The 17,734-nt window shown below is 68.9% G+C and carries 23 protein-coding genes; 10 read left to right on the forward strand and 13 right to left on the reverse strand.

The window, feature by feature from the left end:
• Positions 1–69: 69 nt before the first annotated feature.
• The 10 genes from ACQGNW_RS04340 to ACQGNW_RS04385 all read left to right on the forward strand — a co-directional run bounded on the left by ACQGNW_RS04340 (position 70) and on the right by ACQGNW_RS04385 (position 6,914).
• Complete coding sequence (locus ACQGNW_RS04340) at positions 70–585, forward strand: Lrp/AsnC family transcriptional regulator (RefSeq protein WP_426661887.1); 516 nt, start codon at positions 70–72, stop codon at positions 583–585.
• Between the two features lie 12 nt (positions 586–597).
• Positions 598–1,398 (forward strand): lysophospholipid acyltransferase family protein, encoded by an 801-nt coding sequence (locus ACQGNW_RS04345; RefSeq protein ID WP_426661888.1) that lies wholly within the window; start codon positions 598–600, stop codon positions 1,396–1,398.
• Complete coding sequence (locus tag ACQGNW_RS04350) at positions 1,395–2,420, forward strand: YheT family hydrolase (protein ID WP_426661889.1); 1,026 nt, start codon at positions 1,395–1,397, stop codon at positions 2,418–2,420. Before ACQGNW_RS04345 ends, ACQGNW_RS04350 begins: the two co-directional genes overlap by 4 nt.
• A 69-nt stretch (positions 2,421–2,489) precedes the next feature.
• Positions 2,490–3,587: a PQQ-dependent sugar dehydrogenase gene (locus ACQGNW_RS04355; RefSeq protein ID WP_426662027.1), complete on the forward strand. Its 1,098-nt coding sequence runs from the start codon at positions 2,490–2,492 to the stop codon at positions 3,585–3,587.
• A gap of 59 nt (positions 3,588–3,646) precedes the next feature.
• Complete coding sequence (locus ACQGNW_RS04360) at positions 3,647–4,270, forward strand: YbhB/YbcL family Raf kinase inhibitor-like protein (RefSeq protein WP_426661890.1); 624 nt, start codon at positions 3,647–3,649, stop codon at positions 4,268–4,270.
• A gap of 125 nt (positions 4,271–4,395) precedes the next feature.
• Positions 4,396–4,551, forward strand: coding sequence for a DUF1328 domain-containing protein (locus ACQGNW_RS04365; protein ID WP_426662028.1), 156 nt, complete (start codon positions 4,396–4,398; stop codon positions 4,549–4,551).
• 58 nt (positions 4,552–4,609) lie between these two features.
• A complete protein-coding gene (locus ACQGNW_RS04370; protein ID WP_426661891.1) occupies positions 4,610–4,972 on the forward strand; it encodes an ElaB/YgaM/YqjD family protein in 363 nt (120 codons plus the stop codon).
• A gap of 6 nt (positions 4,973–4,978) precedes the next feature.
• A complete protein-coding gene (locus ACQGNW_RS04375) occupies positions 4,979–5,449 on the forward strand; it encodes an ABC transporter ATP-binding protein (RefSeq protein WP_426661892.1) in 471 nt (156 codons plus the stop codon).
• Positions 5,446–5,760 carry a hypothetical protein gene (locus ACQGNW_RS04380; RefSeq protein ID WP_426661893.1) on the forward strand — a complete coding sequence of 105 codons (315 nt, stop codon included), beginning with the start codon at positions 5,446–5,448 and terminating at the stop codon, positions 5,758–5,760. The genes ACQGNW_RS04375 and ACQGNW_RS04380 overlap by 4 nt, the downstream gene beginning before the upstream one ends.
• A complete protein-coding gene (locus tag ACQGNW_RS04385; RefSeq protein ID WP_426661894.1) occupies positions 5,757–6,914 on the forward strand; it encodes an AI-2E family transporter in 1,158 nt (385 codons plus the stop codon). The genes ACQGNW_RS04380 and ACQGNW_RS04385 overlap by 4 nt, the downstream gene beginning before the upstream one ends.
• Before the next feature lie 27 nt (positions 6,915–6,941).
• On the opposite strand, the gene ACQGNW_RS04390 is transcribed toward ACQGNW_RS04385, so the two are convergent.
• The 13 genes from ACQGNW_RS04390 to ACQGNW_RS04450 all read right to left on the reverse strand — a co-directional run bounded on the left by ACQGNW_RS04390 (position 6,942) and on the right by ACQGNW_RS04450 (position 17,733).
• Complete coding sequence (locus ACQGNW_RS04390; RefSeq protein WP_426661895.1) at positions 6,942–7,631, reverse strand: aquaporin; 690 nt, start codon at positions 7,629–7,631, stop codon at positions 6,942–6,944.
• Positions 7,631–8,014, reverse strand: coding sequence for an arsenate reductase ArsC (locus ACQGNW_RS04395; protein WP_426661896.1), 384 nt, complete (start codon positions 8,012–8,014; stop codon positions 7,631–7,633). Before ACQGNW_RS04395 ends, ACQGNW_RS04390 begins: the two co-directional genes overlap by 1 nt.
• Before the next feature lie 61 nt (positions 8,015–8,075).
• A complete protein-coding gene (locus ACQGNW_RS04400; protein WP_426661897.1) occupies positions 8,076–8,564 on the reverse strand; it encodes an ArsI/CadI family heavy metal resistance metalloenzyme in 489 nt (162 codons plus the stop codon).
• A complete protein-coding gene (locus tag ACQGNW_RS04405) occupies positions 8,561–8,902 on the reverse strand; it encodes an ArsR/SmtB family transcription factor (protein ID WP_426661898.1) in 342 nt (113 codons plus the stop codon). Before ACQGNW_RS04405 ends, ACQGNW_RS04400 begins: the two co-directional genes overlap by 4 nt.
• An 88-nt stretch (positions 8,903–8,990) precedes the next feature.
• On the reverse strand, positions 8,991–9,899 hold the full coding sequence (locus ACQGNW_RS04410) for a TolB-like translocation protein (RefSeq protein ID WP_426661899.1): 909 nt from the start codon (positions 9,897–9,899) through the stop codon (positions 8,991–8,993).
• The gene (locus ACQGNW_RS04415; RefSeq protein ID WP_426661900.1) at positions 9,896–10,678 is read right to left on the reverse strand and encodes a hypothetical protein; all 783 of its coding nucleotides are present in this window, start codon (positions 10,676–10,678) and stop codon (positions 9,896–9,898) included. Before ACQGNW_RS04415 ends, ACQGNW_RS04410 begins: the two co-directional genes overlap by 4 nt.
• A 12-nt stretch (positions 10,679–10,690) precedes the next feature.
• Positions 10,691–11,668 carry a TolB-like translocation protein gene (locus ACQGNW_RS04420; protein WP_426661901.1) on the reverse strand — a complete coding sequence of 326 codons (978 nt, stop codon included), beginning with the start codon at positions 11,666–11,668 and terminating at the stop codon, positions 10,691–10,693.
• Between the two features lie 37 nt (positions 11,669–11,705).
• Positions 11,706–12,665, reverse strand: coding sequence for a TolB family protein (locus tag ACQGNW_RS04425; RefSeq protein ID WP_426661902.1), 960 nt, complete (start codon positions 12,663–12,665; stop codon positions 11,706–11,708).
• Positions 12,666–13,385: 720 nt separating this feature from the next.
• The gene (locus tag ACQGNW_RS04430; protein ID WP_426661903.1) at positions 13,386–14,060 is read right to left on the reverse strand and encodes an FRG domain-containing protein; all 675 of its coding nucleotides are present in this window, start codon (positions 14,058–14,060) and stop codon (positions 13,386–13,388) included.
• A 413-nt stretch (positions 14,061–14,473) separates the two neighbouring features.
• Positions 14,474–15,079 (reverse strand): hypothetical protein, encoded by a 606-nt coding sequence (locus ACQGNW_RS04435; RefSeq protein WP_426661904.1) that lies wholly within the window; start codon positions 15,077–15,079, stop codon positions 14,474–14,476.
• Between the two features lie 157 nt (positions 15,080–15,236).
• Positions 15,237–15,983, reverse strand: coding sequence for a LytR/AlgR family response regulator transcription factor (locus tag ACQGNW_RS04440; protein ID WP_426661905.1), 747 nt, complete (start codon positions 15,981–15,983; stop codon positions 15,237–15,239).
• The gene (locus tag ACQGNW_RS04445) at positions 15,980–17,068 is read right to left on the reverse strand and encodes a sensor histidine kinase (RefSeq protein ID WP_426661906.1); all 1,089 of its coding nucleotides are present in this window, start codon (positions 17,066–17,068) and stop codon (positions 15,980–15,982) included. The genes ACQGNW_RS04440 and ACQGNW_RS04445 overlap by 4 nt, the downstream gene beginning before the upstream one ends.
• 92 nt (positions 17,069–17,160) lie before the next feature.
• The gene (locus ACQGNW_RS04450) at positions 17,161–17,733 is read right to left on the reverse strand and encodes a hypothetical protein (RefSeq protein ID WP_426661907.1); all 573 of its coding nucleotides are present in this window, start codon (positions 17,731–17,733) and stop codon (positions 17,161–17,163) included.
• Position 17,734 lies beyond the last annotated feature (1 nt).

Below are 17,734 nucleotides of genomic sequence, written 5' to 3' on the forward strand. Positions count from 1 at the left end.
TATTGCGCATGAGGCGCGTCTTGACGCAATATTCATGCGTCAAAAGATGCATATTGCCGGGTATCGTGCATGATCACACTGGATCGTACCGACCTGCGCCTGCTCGCCGTGCTGCAGACGGAAGGCCGCATCACCAATGCCGAGCTGGCCGAGCGGGTCAGCCTGTCGCCTTCGGCCTGCCTGCGCCGGTTGCAGCGGCTGGAGGCGGACCGGGTGATCACCGGCTACGCCGCCCAGGTCGACCCGCAGGCGGTGGGCCTGGGCCTGCAGGCCTTCGTGCGCGTGCAGCTGGTGAAGCACGAGGCGGCGGTGATCGAGCGCTTCGTCGAGCGTGTCGGCGGCTGGGACGAGGTGGTGGCCTGCCACGCGCTCACCGGCGACATGGACTACCTGTTGCACATCTACGTGGCCGACCTCGCGGACTTCTCGCGCTTCCTGCTCGACCACCTGCTCAACGCCGCCGGGGTGGCCGACGTCAATTCCAGCTTCGTGCTGCGCACGGTGAAGCGCTCGCCCTCGCTGCCGCTGTCGCGCGCCGAAAGGCCGGCACCGCCTTCGCACGATGTTGCAGGCAATAAACGCTAAACTTGCCGGCTGATGGATACCGCCGCCTGCCCTTTGCCTGCCCGCGACCGCCTGCGCCCGCTGCGCTACCTGTGGCGGGTGCCGCTGCTGCTGCTGCACATCGTGCTGGCGATCGCGCTCGCCGCGTTCGTGATGAGCTGGAACCGCCACAGCGTGATGCGGGACGGCCGCGAGCCGTTCGCGCACAAGCTGATCCGCTGGTGGTCGACCGCGCTGATGGGCATCTTCGGCCTGCGCGCGGTGCGCGTGGGTGAGCCGCTGGCCGATCCGGTGCTGTTCGTGGCCAACCACACCTCGTGGATCGACATCGTGCTGCTGCATTCGCAGCGCGCCGCCTGCTTCGTGGCCAAGGCGGAGATCGCGCACTGGCCGCTGGTGGGCTGGCTGGCGGCCAGCGGCGGCACCATCTTCCACCGTCGCGGCAACAACCACTCGCTGGCGTCGGTGATGCAGACCATGGTGGAGCGCCTGCGCGCCGGCCGCTCGGTGGCGGTGTTCCCCGAAGGCGGCACCGGCCACGGCGGCGTGCTCAAGGTGTTCCATGCGCGCATCTTCCAGGCGGCGCTGGACGCCGAGGTCGCCGTGCAGCCGGTGGCGCTGCGCTTCGCGCGCGACGGCCGGCGGCTGGTCGACGCCGGCTTCCGCGAGCACGAGAACTTCATGCAGAACTTCCTGCGCCTGCTCGGCGGCCCGCCGATGGACGCGGAGGTGCATTTCCTGCAGCCGGTGCCGGCCAGCCCCGAGGCGCGCCGTCGCATGGCCGAACTGTCGCGCGAACGCATCGCCGCGGCGCTGGAAGACCGCGCCGCATGAACCTGCCCCGCGGAAAGGATTTCCGTCCGCCTTGGCCGCTCACCAGCGGGCACATCCAGACCATGCTGTCGTCCAGCGGCGTGCGCCGCCTGCTGCTGCCGCGCGCCGCGCGCGCGGTGCTGGAAGGCGCCGAGCCGGTGCTGGTGGATGGCGGTGGCGGCGTGCGCCTCACTGGTGCGTTCACCGCGCAGAAATCCCGCCCGCGGCCGCACGGCCTCGCCGTGCTGTTCCACGGCTGGGAGGGCAGCGTCGACTCCACCTACGTGCTGCAGACCGGCAGCCGCCTGCTCGCCGACGGCTGGGACATCTTTCGCCTCAACTTCCGCGACCACGGCGACAGCCACGGCCTGAACGAGGCGCTGTTCCACTCCTGCCGGCTCGACGAGGTGGTGCACGCGCTGGGCGACATTGCCGCGCGCTGGCCGGCGCGGCCGCTGGCGCTGGCCGGCTTCTCGCTGGGCGGCAACTTCGCGCTGCGCGTGGCGCTGCAGACCCCGCGCCTGGGCATCCCGCTCAGCTACGCGCTGGCGGTGTGCCCGATCATCGACCCCACCGAGGGGCTGTTCTCGCTGGAGCAGGCGGCGCCCTGGTTCTACCAGGCCTACTTCATGCACAAGTGGCGGCAGTCGCTGCGCACGAAGCAGGCGGCCTTCCCGCAGCAGCGCTACTTCGAGATCACCGAGCTGAGGCAGAACCTGCGCGGGCTCACCGAGGCGCTGGTGCTCAGGCACACCGACTTCGGCTCGCTGCAGGCCTATCTGGACGGCTATTCGGTGGCTGCCGACGCGCTGATGGCGATGCAGGTGCCCGCCACCATCCTCACCGCGCGCGACGATCCGGTGATTCCGGTGGGCGCATTCGAGCAGCTGCGGCTGCCGCCGAACGTGGAGCTGGACATTGCCGAATACGGCGGCCATTGCGGCTTCATCCGCGGCCGCGACATGACCAGTTTCACCGACGACTACATCGCGGCGCGCTTCAACGCGGTGGCGGTGGCGGGCGAGCTGCCGGCAGGCGTCTGAGCGGGCATGCCGGTCGCGGCGGACGGGAGTAGGATCGGGCTTCCCCATCGACGGTGCAGGCCCATGCGTATCCGGCTGCTGTCCTTGTCCGCCCTGCTGATGCTGCTCGCCGCGCCCGCCTTCGGCGCGATCCACCTCGACCGGCTGGTGCTGCCGCAAGGCTTCCACATCGCGGTGTATTCCGACCAGGCGCCGAATGCGCGCGAGATCGCGCTGGGCGCGAAGGGCACGGTGTTCGTGGGCTCGATGGACGCAGGCAAGGTCTACGCACTCATCGACACGCGGCACAACGGCCACGCCGACAAGGTGCGCGTGCTCGCCAGCGGGCTGGAGATGCCGGTGGGCGTGGCGTTCCGCCACGGCGACCTCTACATCTCGGCGGTGAGCCGCATCTACGTGCTGCGCGACATCGAGGACCATCTCGACGATCCGCCGAAGCCGGAACTCGTCACCGACAAGTTGCCCGGCGACATGCACCACGGCTGGCGCTTCATCGCGTTCGGTCCCGACGGCAGGCTGTACGTGCCGATCGGCGCGCCGTGCAACATCTGCGACAAGGGCAAGGCGTACGCCAAGATCACCCGCATGAACGCCGACGGCAGCGGCCAGCAGGACGTGGCCTACGGCATCCGCAACACCGTGGGCTTCGACTGGCGCCCCGGCTCGCACCAGCTTTGGTTCACCGACAACGGCCGCGACCTGCTGGGCGACGACGTTCCCAGCGACGAGCTGAACCGGCTCTCGCGCCTGGGCGAGAACTTCGGCTACCCGTACTGCCACGAGGGCGACATCCTCGACCCCGAGTTCGGCAAGGGCCATTCCTGCAAGGACTACACACCGCCGGTGCTCAAGCTCGGCGCCCACGTGGCCTCGCTGGGCCTGCGCTTCTACACGGGCCGCATGCTCCCCGCCAGCTACCGGGGTGCGATCCTGATCGCCGAGCACGGCTCGTGGAACCGCACGAAGAAATCCGGCTACCGCGTGATGACGGTGCGCCTGGACGGCAACAAGGTGGCGAGCTACCAGCCGCTGATCACCGGCTTCGAACAGGACGAACAGGCCTGGGGCCGCCCGGTGGACGTGCAGCCCCTGCCCGACGGCAGCGTGCTGGTGAGCGACGATCTCGCCGGCGCGGTGTACCGGGTGATGTACGACGGTCGCAACTAGCGGGTGCGCCGGAGCATGCCGTGCGGCATGCTTCGCCCACCACGATCCCGGAGCCACCCATGCAACTGCGCAGCGACAACTTCGCCCATGGTCAGCCGATTCCGGCCGCCAATGCGTTCGGCAAGCCCGGCGCCCCGGTGGCGCTGTCGGACAACCGCAGCCCCCACCTGGCGTGGAAGGACGCGCCGGAAGGCACGCGCTCGTTCGTGCTCACCTGCATCGACACCGACGTGCCCAGCCGCGGCGACGACGTGAACCAGGCAGGCCGCATGGTGCCCGCCGACCTGCCGCGCGTGGAGTTCGTGCACTGGCTGATGGCGAACATCCCCGAGGAGTGCGGCGAACTCGACGAGGGTGCCTGCTGCGACGGCATCACGCCGCACGGCAAGCGCGATCCGATTGGCCCGCCGGGCAGCGTGCAGGGCCTGAACGACTACACCGGCTGGTTCGCGGGCGACGCCGAGATGGGCGGCGACTATCTCGGCTACGACGGTCCGTGCCCGCCGTGGAACGACAGCATCGTGCACCACTACCACTTCCGCATCCACGCGCTGGACGTGGCCCGGCTGGACCTGCCAGGCGGCTTCACGCTGGCCGAGTTGCGTGCGGCGATGCGCGGCCACGTGCTGGCGGAAGCGGAGCTGGTAGGCACCTATGCGATCCGCCCGGCGCGAGTCGGCTGAGCACGAATGTGGAGGTGACGTGCAGGTGCCGTGCGCCCTTCACGCGCAGATGGCAGCCACTGTGGGTGAATGTCGGCACGCGGCCCCACGTGCCGTGGTCGGCATTCGTTCAAGAGGGCAAGGCCATGCTTCACTACGCGCTGGTGTTCCTGATCGTCGCCATCATCGCCGCGGTGCTCGGCTTCGGCGGCATCGCGGGCGCGGCGGCGGGGATCGCGAAGATCCTGTTCGTCGTGTTCCTGGTCCTGGCGATCATCTCGTTCCTGCGCCGCGCGAAATGAACCTTGGCGCGGCGCCAGGCGAACCCGCATTCTTCCGCATGAGCCTCGTGGAGACAGCATGAACAAGCAGGCAGCAACGACCGAAAACGGCACGTCCAGCCGCATCGACGAAGGCGCCGAGCGCGTCAAGCACGCTACGTCCAGCGCGATCGCCGGCACCAAGGAGGCGGTGGAGCGCGCCGCCGACCGCGTGGAGGAAACCCTGCACCACGCCACCGACAAGGTCGCCGCCGGCGCGCACCGCGCCAGCGACAAGCTCGACGAGGCGGGCGAGCGCGGCCGTGCCGCCTACGACGCCACGATGGACCGCGCCGACGAGTGGCTGGAGCAGGTGCGCGACTACGTGCGCGAGAAGCCGGTGCAGTCGGTGGCGATCGCGCTGGGTGCGGGCTGGCTGCTCGGCCGCCTGCTCAGGCGCTGATCGCGCATGCAGGAGGATTCCGGGCGCGGGCAGGATCGCGCGACGGCGCCGGGTGCCCCGGCGCCGTCCTCGTCTGTGCTGGGCGAACTGGGCCGGTTGGCGCGTGCGGTGCGGCAGCTGTTCGGCGCGCAGCTGCAGCTGCTGGCCGCCGAGCTGGGGCTGGCGCGCAGCGCGGTGTCGTGGCTGCTGGCCGCCGCGCTGGCCGCCACGGTGGCGGGCGTCGCGCTGGGGCTCACCCTGCTGGGCCTGGTCGGCCTGCTGCTGGCCACCTGGTTCCACTCGTGGATCTGGGCGCTGATGGTGCTGGCGCTGTTGCAGGCGTTGCTGCTCGCGGGCGCGATCGCGCTGTTTCGCCGCTGCCTGCACTGGATGAGCCTGCCCGCCACGCGCAACGAATGGAGTGCGATGATGCGCGAGACGCTGCACCGCGCCGAGCACGGGGCGGACGGCGAGACCGCGGGGAAGGACCAGCCATGAGCCTGTTCGGACAGATCGACAAGGTGCGCGCGGCGCAGGCGCGGGTGGCCGCGCATCGCGCGGAGCTGGCGGTGCCGGCCGCGGCCCTGGTGGCGCGCGGCCAGCGCCATCCGCTGACCGTGCTGGGCGTGGCCGGCGGCGCGGGCTTCGTGCTCGGCAGCCTCGACGTGCATCCGCTGCGCGTGCCGGGGCTGGGCCCGTTGCTGCGCGGCGGCCTCGCCGAGCTGGTGGCGCAGGGCGTGCGCCTGTTCGCCGGGCTGGCCGCGGGCGCCGACGCCGACGGCAGCACGGCGGACGACGCCACCGCATGAACGATCCGCTGCCGCTGCCCGGCGCCGGCGGCGCGGACGGTAGCCCGCCGCCCGTGGTGCCGGTGCGCGCACCGTCGCCGGCGCGCGGCCGTTTCGCGCGGCGCAGCGCGCGCGGCATGCGGCGCCACCTGCGCGGCATCCGCGTGCTGCTCAACGCACTGCTGCTGCTGGCGCTGCTGTATACGGTGACGCTGTGCAAGGCGCTGCTGATCCCGCTGGTGCTTGCCGCCTTCATCGGCCTGGCGCTGAACCCGATCGTGGCCGGCGCCGCCCGCCACGGCCTGCCGCGCTGGCTGGGCGCGAGCGTGCTGATGCTGGCGCTGGTCGGCGGCATCGGCACCGGCATCGGCCTGCTCACGCCGCCGGCGCTGGACTGGTTCCACGAGGCGCCGCGCACCATCCGCAGCTTCGTGCCGAAGCTGGAGCACATCACCCAGCCGCTGGAGGCGGCCAACCGCGCCACGCAGACCCTGGTCACCGGCCATCCGGTGCGCGTGCGGCCGCAGCCGGCCGACGTGGCGGTGACCGCCTGGGACGTGGTGTCCACCGCGCCGAAGGTGCTCGCGGCGATCCTCACCGTGGTGCTGCTGGTGTTCTTCTTCCTGGTCTACGGCGACCTGCTGCTGCGCCGGCTGGTGGAGATCGCGCCCGGCTTCAGCTACAAGCGGCAGGCGGTGTCGGTGGTGCGCGGCATCCAGCAGGAGGTGTCGCGCTACATCCTCACCACGCTGCTGATCAATTTCGCGCTGGGCGCGCTCACCGCCGGTCTGCTGTGGCTGCTGCGCATGCCCGACCCGCTGCTGTGGGGCGCGGTGGCGATGTTCGCGAACTTCATCCCCTACGTGGGCGCCATCGTCACCACCACCGTGCTGCTGCTGGTGGGCCTCGCGCATTTCGACGACCTCGGCCACGGCTTGCTGCCCGCGCTGTGCTTCGCCGGGCTCACCGCGTTCGAGGGCAACGTGGTGACGCCGCTGATCCTGGGCCGGCGCATGCGGCTGTCGCCGATCGCGATCCTGATCTGGCTGCTGGTCTGGGGCTGGCTGTGGGGCATCCCCGGCGCGCTGCTCGCGGTGCCGATGCTGACCAGCGTGAAGCTGATCGCCGAGCAGGTGCGCGGCTGGTCGTGGTTTGCGCACATGGTGCAGCGGTAGCGGATCGCCCGCTCCGCGGGACAAGCGTCAATCGGCGCGAGGCGACCGCTCACCCGCGTCCGCGGCGTGGCCGTCGAGCATGCGCGCCACCAGCAGCGCGGCGGCGGTGCCGGCCAGCTGGGCCAGCACGAAGCCCGGCACGTCGCCGGGCCGGATGCCGGCGAACGAGCGGGTCAGCGCCCGCGCCACGGTCACCGCGGGGTTCGCGAACGACGTGCTCGCGGTGAACCAGTACGCGGCGAAGATGTAGCTGGCGACCAGCGCGGGGACTGCCCCGGGCCGGGCGCGCAGGCCCAGCAGGATCGTGAGCAGCAGGCCGGCGGTGGCCACGCCCTCGCTCAGCCATTGCGCGGCGCCGGTACGCACGTGCGTGCCGGGCTGCAGCAGCGGCTGGCCGAACATGGCATGGGCCAGCAGCACGCCGCCGACCGCGGCAGCGAGTTGCACCGCGATGTAGGCGACGGTCTCCCTCGTGTCCAGTTCGCCGCGCACCCGCATCGCCAGGCTCACCGCGGGGTTGAAATGCGCGCCGGAAACCGGGCCGAGCACGGCGATCAGCACGTACAGGATGGCGGCGGTCGCCGCCGCATTCGCCAGCAGCGCGATGCCGTCGTTGCCGCCGGACATCGCCACGCCCATGATCCCGGAACCCACCACCGTGGCGAGCAGCGCGCCCGTGCCGAGGAACTCGGCGGCCAGTTTTTGCATGAGTGCCATTACAGCTCCGCCAGCAACCGCTGCACGCGCGCGCCGATCTCGTCGCGTACCGCGCGGTAGCCGGCGTCGTCCATGTGCTTCGGGTCGGGCAGGTTCCAGTCCTCGCGCCGTTTCGCCGGCACCCACGGGCAGCGGTCGCCGCAGCCCATGGTGACCACGGCGTCGAAGGTGCCGTCGATGTCGTCGAGCGACTTCGAGGTATGAGTGGCCAGGTCGTAGCCGAGCTCGGCCATGAAGCGCACCGCTTTCGGATTGATCCGGCCGGACGGTGCCGAGCCGGCGCTGAGGGCTTCGACTGCGCCACCGCCGTGGATGCGCGCGAAGGCCTCGGCCATCTGGCTGCGGTTGGCGTTTTCCACACAGACGAACAGCACGCGTTTCATCGGGACAGGCTCAGGGCATCGGGAAGGTGTGGCGGCAGGGCGCAGGATGGCCGCTGGCGGCTCAGCAGCAGCCGGAATCCGGCGCGCAGCAGCGCGCGCCCTTGTCGACCTTCGGCTTCGCCGCGCGCACACCCGGCGTGCAGTTCGCCCCGTCGGTCGCGCAGGCCGTCCCGGCGGCGTGGTAGGTGGTGGCCTCGCCGACGGTGTGGAAGGTTTCCCAGCGTGTGCCCTGCGGGTCCTCGGTCCACAGCTTGTCCGAACGCGCGTAGCAGCAGATGGCGCCGTCCTCCGGCACCACCGTGCCGCCCGCGGCATCCAGGCGCGGGCCGAGCGCGGCGAGCTCGTCCGCGCTGTCGACCTGCAGGCCGAGGTGGTCGACACCCGGCGCGCGGCCGGTGCTGGAGATCGCGAAGTTGACGCGTGGATCTTCCAGCATCCACTTCGCGTAGTCGGGTTTGACCACTCTGGGCGGCGCGGCGAACAGCTGCGTGTAGAAGCGGATGCTGCGGTCGAGGTCGGCGACGTTGAGGTGCACGTGGAATCGGTTCATGGTTTGGCTCCGGATGTGCGCGGCTTGCAGGAGGCGGCCGGGCCGCAATCGGCGGCACCGGCGCAGCAGTTCTCGGTGAGGTAGGCCAGCAGTGCGTTCATCTGCCGGTAGCTGGCGCGGACGCGGATCACCCGCCCCTCGCGCTGGTCCTCGACCAGCCCGGCGGCGCGCAGCACGTTGAGATGTGCGCTCAGCGTCGCGGGCGGCAGGTCGAGGTGTTCGCGCAGCTCGCCGACCGGCAACCCTTCCGGGCCGACCTGCACCAGCCGGCGGAACGCGGCCAGGCGGGAATCGTGGCTGAGCGCGCTCAGCGCGGTGAGTGCCTCGGGCGTCTTCATGATTCCATGATTCCAGAATCATGGAATAAATGCAACGAGCACTCCGGAGCTTCAGGGTGCCCGGTTCGACGGCGGCCGCGCCGCGGCGCTACCGCGAGGCCGCGAGAGTCGCGTGCCGCCGCAGCCAGGGCTGCAGGTCGAGCTTCCAGATGCCGGTCTGCCCGGTGAAGTAGACGTTATGCCTGTCGGGCGCGATGTGCGAGCCCCAGGGCATGTCCTTGTTGACCACCGCGCCGAGGTCGATGGGGTGGCCCCAGTGGTCGCCTTCGCGGAACGCGAGGCACAGGCGACCCAGGCCGCCCTTGGTCTTGCCGTAGTCGAACACGATGAAGGACTGGTCCGGCGCCACCGCGGGGTCGTGGGTGGAGACGGCCGGATCGCCCAGTCCCGCGCGCACCGGCGGCAGGTAATGGCCGTCGCGCAGGGCCGAGCGCCAGGTGTGCATCACCCTCGCCTTGCGGTCGAAGCGGATGAAATACAGCGTGCCGTCGGCGGCGATGCTGGCGAAATCGACGAAGGCGTCGTCGTTGACCACCGCACCCAGCCAGACCGGCTTGCCCCAGCCCTTGCCCGCGCGCTCCACCCGCCAGATGTTCGAGCCCGGCGCGCGGCCGCCGACGAAGTAGTCCTGCGTCAGCGGCTGGCCGCCCGGTGCCGTGGGGCGGTCGGAATCGAACAGCAGGTAGCTGCCGTCGGGCGCGATCACCGGGTCCTGGTCGAACCAGTGCCCGGAGAAGCCCGCAACCTCCGGCTGCGACCAGCGCCCGTCAATCTTGTGCGACACCATGATGGTCTTGCGCTGGCCCGCGCTGCGGTCGAAGAACACCGTGTTGCCGTCGGGCGTGAAGGCCAGCGTGTCGTCGCTGTCGGGGTGGATGATGCCGCCCAGGGTGACCGGCTGCGGCGTGGCGGGCGGCGCGTCGGCGGCGCGCACTCCGGCGACGGCAAGCAGCAGGCCGGCGGCGAGCAGGCCACGGGCCAGGGTCGTGTGCGTCATCGTGCGTCCTCCACCGGCATCGCGTTGAGCAGGATGTACTGGCGTTCGGCGGCATCGACGCGGCCGAGCTGCGGGGAAACCAACGTCAGCGTCCGCGTGCTGACCAGCTCGTCGCTGAGCACGATGCCGTCGCGGAACGTGGTGTAGCCCTGCCAGTGCGTGCGGCCCGGTTGCCGCGTCATCTCATACGGGTGGCCGGCGCGGGTCAGCGTGACCTGCGGCTTCTCGTCGAGCCAGGCGCCCTCGCCGTTGCCTTCGCGTTCCAGCGTCACGGTGTGGCTGGCCGGGTCCAGCGCCACCACGGTCACCGTCTGTCGTCCGGCGGGGCCGAGTTCCCACGGTGCCGCGATCTCCACCGTCCAGTGCTGGCCGGGTTTCAGCGTGGCCGGCGGGGTACCCCACAGCCGCGGGTTGTAGGCCAGCCCGCTGGCGTCGGTGTTGGGCGCGCACTTGCCGTCGTAGCAGTTGCTGGCGCCGCCGTCGGGCAGGGCCACCGCGCCGCTGCCGGCAGGCCGGCCGTCGTAGCGGTAGTCGATGCGCAGGCGCACTGGCGCGGATGCCGCATCGACCACCCGATAGGTGGCGGTGCCGCTGATCCGGCGCACCGCTTCGTCAAAGCCCGGAGCCTGGACGTCGATCGTGCGCGAGAACACGTTGCCGAAGCTCGCGCCGGCACGAAAGGCCGGCGTCAGCGCGGGTGCCGTGGCAGGCGCCGCGGCGGCGGCGACAGGCAGCGAAAGCGCGGCCAGCAGGACGCAGGGCAAACGGATGGAGATCATGCAGCCTCCGGGTCAGGGTTCGATGCCGTGTGCGCGCAGCACGTCGGCAATGTCGAAGCGCCACAGGTTGCGCGAGCCGTTCAACGGCTGCTGCAGGCGCTGCTGCAGAGTGGCGGCGGTGTCGCGCGGCTTGGGGAAGGCCACCTCGTCGCGGCGGTTGCTGGAAACGAACAGCTCGCCGAAGTGCGGCCCCAGCGAGGGCGCGTTCTCCAGCGCCGTGCTGTTGACCTCGCCCGGCAGGTGCAGCGGCTTGCTCCAGCGGCCGTCCGGCTGGCGGAACGCGATGTAGAGATCGGCGCTGCCCAGCGAGTCGCCTTCGTTGCCGGCGTAGACCAGGAAGCGCTGCTGCGGGTCGATCGCCGGGTCCATGCGGTTGCGCGCGACGTCGCCGAGCTCCACGCGCTGGGGTGCCGCGTAGCCCTGCGTGGTGCGGCGCGCCACGTAGATCTGGTAAGCGGCGCCCGAATCCGGCCGGTGCGCGGAGAAGTAGATGTCGCCGTTGGCCGCCACCGACGGGTTGTAGATCATCGCGCCGTCGTTGAGCGCAGCGTCCACGTGCACCGGCGCGCCCCAGCGGCCGTCGGTCTGGCGCTCCACGTACCAGAGGTTGGTGCCGGCGAAGCGGTGGCCGTGCATTTCCGCCGTCAGCGGCGCGCTACCCGCCCGCAGCGGGCGGTTGGAGACGAAATACAGCCGCCGCCCGTCCGGCGACAGCGTGGGTTCGGAGTCGTGCCACTGGCCGGAGAACGCGGCCACCTGCGGCGCGCCCCAGCGCCCGCCCTCGCGATGCGCGACCAGGATGGTGTCGTCGCGCTCGGCGAAGTCCGAGCGCATGAAGTACAGCGTGTTGCCGTCCGGCGTCAGCGCGACCGAGGTTTCCTGCAGGCCGGTGGAGATCGTGCCGGAGCCGAGCAGTTCGCCGCGCGTCTGCGCGTGGGCGGCGAACGCGGCGACGAGGCAGGCGGCGAGGACGAAGTAGCGTGGGGACATGCTTGCTCCTGAGGGAGCCGCGAAGGCCGCGGCGAAATCAGCCGGCGTGATGCGCCGCCAGCCAGGGCGCCAGCGACAGGCGCCAGATGTGGTTGTTGCCGTTGTCCCAGGCCCGCATGCGTGCCAGGTCGGCCTGCGCCTGCGCGGGCGAGCGCGGGTAGTGCACCGGCAACGTGGCGTTGCTGGTGAAGTACAGCGTGCGTCCGTCGGGCCCGAGGTGTGAACCCCATGGCTGGTAACGGTCCACCGCGGCGCCGAGATCCACCGGCGCACCCCAGCCGTCGCCATCGCGGAAGGCGATGTAGAGATGCTGGGGCTGGTCCTTGCCGGCGTAGTCGGCGTCGAACACCAGGAAGGAGCCGTCCGGCGCGATCGCGGGGTCCTGCTCCTCCGCCGCCGGATCGCCCAGCGCGAGCCGCTGCGGCGGCTGGTAGCGGCCGTCGCGCCAGGCGCTGCGGTAGAGGTGGAAGCGATGCGCAGGTTCGTCCCGCCGCTGGTAGTACAGGTCGCCGTTCGCGGCCACGCTGGGGGCATAGATGGACGGGGCGTCGTTCACCACATCGGGCAGCCGCACCGGCGTGCCCCAGCCGTTGCCGCGGCGATCGACCCGCCACAGGTGGCCGCCATGCACCGGTGCGCCGCCGGGCGTGTCGGGGCGGTTCGAGGTGAACACCAGGTAGGAACCGTCGGGCGCCATCGCCGGATCGTGATCCAGCCACCGCCCGGAGAACGGCGCGATGCGCGGCGCTGACCAGCCCTTGCCCACGCGGTGCGCTTCCATGATGAAGCCGCTCGCGCCCGCCTGCTGATCGAAGTACACGGTGGCGCCGTCGGGCGCGAAGGTGAGGCAGTCCACGCCGGCGGGACCGGACAGCGCGCCGGGCGCGAAGATCTCCGGCTGTGCGGAAGCCGCCTCGGCGGCGCGCAGGCCGACGGCGGCGAACGCGCCGATCAGGGCGAGCGCAGCGGTCAGCAGCGCAAGCGGGCGATGAGGCATGCGGATTCCTCGGCAGGATGACGATGCCGTGGAATCTGCGCCGTGGCGCCGTCGCGCCGCTGCGGTTCTGTGATGAGCGGGGGCGGCTCGTGACCAGCGGTCGTCAGGGCGTGATGATCGGTTCGTCTTCGCGGGTGATCGGGCGCTTGAGGCGTTACGCGTTGCCAGCAACGCCCAGTAGGAGCGCACCCTGTGCGCGATGCTTGTTCCGCTGTTCGGCGTGCGAAGTGCAAGAGCTTTCGTCTGCCTGCGGCAGCCGAGTTACTTATCTCTTGTGTGGCCAAGAGATAAGTAACCAACAGAGAAGGCCACCCCGCTTGGCGCTTGCCGCCCGTCCGTGGGCGGCAAGTCCGTGAGCCGGGGTCGGGCTTTTCGACAGCACATCCGTGTACTGTCGAAAAGGAACCGACATCCTGTCGGTTCCCGCTGCGCGGCCTGTCGACCCCGCCTCACCGCCGCACAGGGGCCCCGGGTAGAGCAGCGGGCCATCCTGACCCGCACTCGGTGCGCAACCGCTGCGCGGTTGCGAAAAGTGGTGACCCTTTCGCGAAGTGGGTGCGCTAGATGCGATGAATGTCTTCTATCGGCCAGGAGCGGACGGTCGACGCCGAAGTTAGGCATCGGAGTTGTCATTCATTATCTTACCTGACGCTTGAGTTCAGCCGCCGGCAGACCGGGTGAAGGAGTGACTGTCTGCCGAAGAAAATTATTGACAACTAACTAGCCATACTTTGTCCAGTATTCTTTGCTTTCTATAGACCAATTGGTGAATTCCGCCAACCCATCTAGATCAGGAAACAAAGACAGTGCATTGACGCCGTAAAAAGAGAGTTCGGCTTTGAGACGAGCCCTCGCGGAGCTAGGGATAGTTATGATTTTCATCTCCGATATTGCTGACGACTTGGGCGTAAGTGGCCGCTCGGGGTTTGGATGAATTGAAAAAACACCACCCTGTCGCGTAATTCGCGGGACAACACGCTGCGGAAGATGAATCGCAACGTCTTTGAACTCAAACGGTTTCGCCTTTTCGGGCACGACTTTATGCTTGAATTTCACCGCTGTGATACTTGCATCTCGCTCTGCATTGTCGCGGACAGCAAAGAATGCGGCATACAGTGGGTTCATGCTCCAATCTAGAAGGCGAGTAGCTAGCCCGTGATGTTGCGCGATAGCTAGCCACTCCCAATCTGAGGCTGGCACACGGCTCACAAATTCAATTGCCTGCCTTTTCCAAGCTTCAAACACCAATGCGTCATCAACCTCAGAGTATTGCGGGCGTCCAGCCTTGGGTAGCAGGGGCCACTGCGCATCACTCTGCCCACGGAAGAGCCAGCGCTTGTCGCCACGAAATGGAACAAGTAGCGCGTGTAACTCTTCGAAGCTCGATGCTTGCACAAGGATTTCCCCGTAGTGACTAAGTAACAAATATGCGGAGCCATAGGTCCGGTTATACGCATACGATCGGACCAAGAGATTCTGACACCATCCAACGAGGCGTTACCCTTCGTCTCCTTCGCCGGACTCGGCAGAGGCTTCGTCGGGAGAGGCGTATCCGATCATTCTGTCACGGATGAAACGATTGACCACAGATTCAGGTACTAGCCTGTGCCTTTCGGTCACAGCCGGGTCGGAAGCGTGCCCACAGCGATCGGCTTTATCTCGCTCGCACTTAGCGCATACGTCTTCTTCATGGTGTTGGCCCGGCTGGATAAACGACGCTTGGTATGCGCGAACTTGACCCTTCGGAGCCCCCTCTCCCCGTCTCGGGCGGGGTTGCTAGGCTGGCTACTGCCAGGGATAGTCACCCCTTAGCAACCCTCGGGGCGGAGGTGTTCAGGCCTTAGGTCGATCAGGTGGCCATGCGCATCCAGGCAATAAGAAGCCTGTTTCCAATAAGGATGCATGACAGTGGGAGCAGGCCTTACCACGTGCCATCCCGTTTCTTGAATGTAAGCCAAAGCAACGACCAACAGTCCCGCTAATGCGCTGAGGAGATTCCGAACTGTTGCCTTCGCATAATAATCGTATCGCTGATGCTTAACTAAAGTATGATCGTCCCACCACGCTGGCTGCTTTTTTTCCGTCCAGCTCGCAAAAGGGGAGAGTCGCAACTGGAATCTAGGGATTGGTACGATCGCCTCTTTTATTATGGGATATCTATCTTCCAACGCGGCGCGGCAGTCTCCAATGTTAAGATTTTTCCTTTCCTTCGCAACATGAGGCGCCGCCAGCGTCTTCAACAACACGTCAACTTCGGAACATGTCGCAAGAAATATTCGCGTAGTTTCAATTGAAAAAACGTCCATATTTCTCTCTGAGAATTCAATATTTCGTGATAGCCGAATGATGTCCTCTTCAAGGGAAAGGAAATACATCCAGTGCCGGTCATTCTCCACCACTTTTAATGTAGTCACCGCCATCCTCCGTCTCTCGGCTCATCCGTTGTATGTCCGCTTCGGGTCGCAAGCGGCCATTCCCCGCTTTCGGAAATCCGATGATATGTACCAGCGTATCTGATCACCGCCGCTCGCCTGGCTGATACCTCCGCGCCGGCGGATCGGTGCCTGGACGTCAGGGCAACCCAAGCACGAGGCGCGCCCCGGCCCGGAACCGCCGGCTCAAATCCAGCCGGGTGCCGTCGCGCAGCACGATCTCGGCGTTGCCGTTGAACAGCGGGTGCACTTCGCGGATGCGGTCCACGTTGACGATCACGCCGCGGTGGATGCGCAGGAAGCGGGCGGGGTCGAGCGTGGCGAGCAGGTGGCTCAGGGTTTCGCGGTGCAGGTAGCGGCTGCCGTCGGCGTGGATCTGCACGTAGTTGCCATCGGCGCGGATCCAGTCGATGGCGTCGACCGCGACCACGCGGATGTGCTCGCCCACGCGCACGCTGATGCGCTGCAGGTGGGTGTTGGCATGCGCCGAGGTCGCCGCGGGCGACTGCAGGCCGTGCCAGTGCCGGCGCACGCGCTCCAGCGCCTGGTCGAAGCGGGCCTGGTCGATCGGCTTCAGCACGTAGTCCAGCGCGCCGGCGTCGAAGGCGCGCAGCGCGTGCTGGCCGTAGGCGGTGGTGAACACCACCATCGGCAGCGCCTGCGGCTTGAGCTGGTGCAGCAGCTTGAAGCCGTCCATGCCGGGCATGCGGATGTCGAGGAACAGCAGCTCCGGCGCCAGCGCCTGGATCGCCTGCTGCGCCTCGGCGGCGTTGCCGCATTCGCCGACGATCTCCACGTCGGCATGCGCGGCCAGCGCCTGGCGCAGTGCGAGGCGCGCCAGCACCTCGTCGTCCACCAGCAGGGCGCGGATGGGCGCGGTGTTCATGTGGCCAGCTCGCGGAACGGCAGGCGCAGTTCCACCCGCGTGCCACCGCCGTCGCGGGGTAGCAGTTCCATGCGTGCGTCGGCGCCGAACAGCATCGCCAGCCGGGCGCGGGTGTTGGTGAGGCCGATGCCTTCGCTGGCGCCGTCGGGCGGCAGGCCGAGGCCGTCGTCGTCCACGCGCAGCACCAGCTCGTCGCCGTCGCGGTGGCCGGCCACCCGCAGGTGGCCGGGCTCGGCCTTGGCCAGCAGGCCGTGGCGCAGCGCGTTCTCCACCAGCGGCTGCAGGATCAGGTTGGGTACCGCGGCGCGCAGCGTGTCCTCGGCCACGTCCAGCCGCGTGCCGAGCCGGTCCTGGAAGCGCACCTGCTGGATGTCGAGGTAGCAGCGCAGGAATTCCAGCTCGCGCGCCAGCGGCACCTGCGGCGCGTGGCGTTCCTCCAGCGTGAGGCGCAGGAAGTCGCTGAGGCGGGCGATCATCAGCCGCGCCTGCAGCGGATCGGCCAGCGCCAGCGCGGAGATCGCGTTGAGCGTGTTGAACAGGAAGTGCGGCTGCAGCTGCATGCGCAACGCCTGCAGCTGCGCCTGCGCCAGCTGCGACTCCAGCAGGGCGCTGCGCAGCTGTTCATCGCGCAGGCGGCGGCGCGACTCCAGTCCGCGCAGCGCCGCCAGCACGATCCAGTAGGTGAGCACCGCCAGGTGGTAGCTGTAGGCGAACTCCATGCGCAGGTACTGGCCCAGCGTGTGCACCGGCATGCGGCCGGGGCCGGACAGGAACCAGAACAGCACCAGGTGGCCGAGCATCTGCGCCAGCCCCACTGCCAGCGAGGCCGGTACGTGCACGGCGCAGAAGCGCCGCCAGCCGCGCCCCGCGGTCTGCCGCCCCAGCCAGCCCAGCAGCGGCACCAGCGCCATCCACAGCCAGAAGTTGCCGAGGTTCCAGGACAGGTTGCGCAGCCAGTTCGGCGGATCGCCCTCGCTGATCGAGGACAGCCCGCCGCTGAGCGCGTACGACAGCGCCAGCAGCGTCCAGAAGCCGAAGATCAGTCCCCAGGTTTTCAGTCGCTGCGTTGCGCTGCGGTCAGGCACGGGATCCTCGCTGGCGTACCACCCGATGGCGGACCAGTGTGCGCGGCGGCGGCGGCGCGCGAAAGTGCCTGAAGGCATTGCCGGCGCCTGGCCTAGGAGCGCGGGATCCGCGTGTCGCGCGTGCAGGACTGCTCGTCGCCCAGCTGCCATGCGCCGCTGCGGTTCCGGTAGGTGTAGGTGACGCGGTAGGCATCGTCGCCGTGGCGCCGGAACACGAAGCGGTCGAGGCAGCCGCCGGTCGCGGTGTTCTCCAGCGCCAGCGTGTCGCCCACCCAGCCGGGCGAGGCATAGCGCCGGTCGCCGCCGAAGTTGTCGAACACCGTCACGCGGAAATGCTTCGCGGCCTTGTCGTAGCCCCACCACGCGTCCGCGAGGTAGCGGTTCGGCGGATCGTCCGTGTGCCGCATGTGCAGCCATTGCCCCCCGAGTTCGATGGCGAACGTTTCGCGGGAAGCGATCGGCTTGCCGTTCGCGAACCGGCCCGCGCAGCGCCAGTGCCCGACGAACCAGGCCAGCGGTGCGAGTCCGTCCGCGACCTTGGCCTGCGTGACGCCGACCTGTGCCGACGCGGTCGTGGCGAGCAGCGCCAGGCCGGTGGCCATGAGCGGTGCGGCGACCACGCGGAAGAGGGGCGGTCTGCGGCGCGCGCAACGCAGTCGGTGCATG

Source organism: Rhodanobacter aciditrophus, assembly GCF_050026795.1.
Taxonomy (GTDB): domain Bacteria; phylum Pseudomonadota; class Gammaproteobacteria; order Xanthomonadales; family Rhodanobacteraceae; genus Rhodanobacter_A.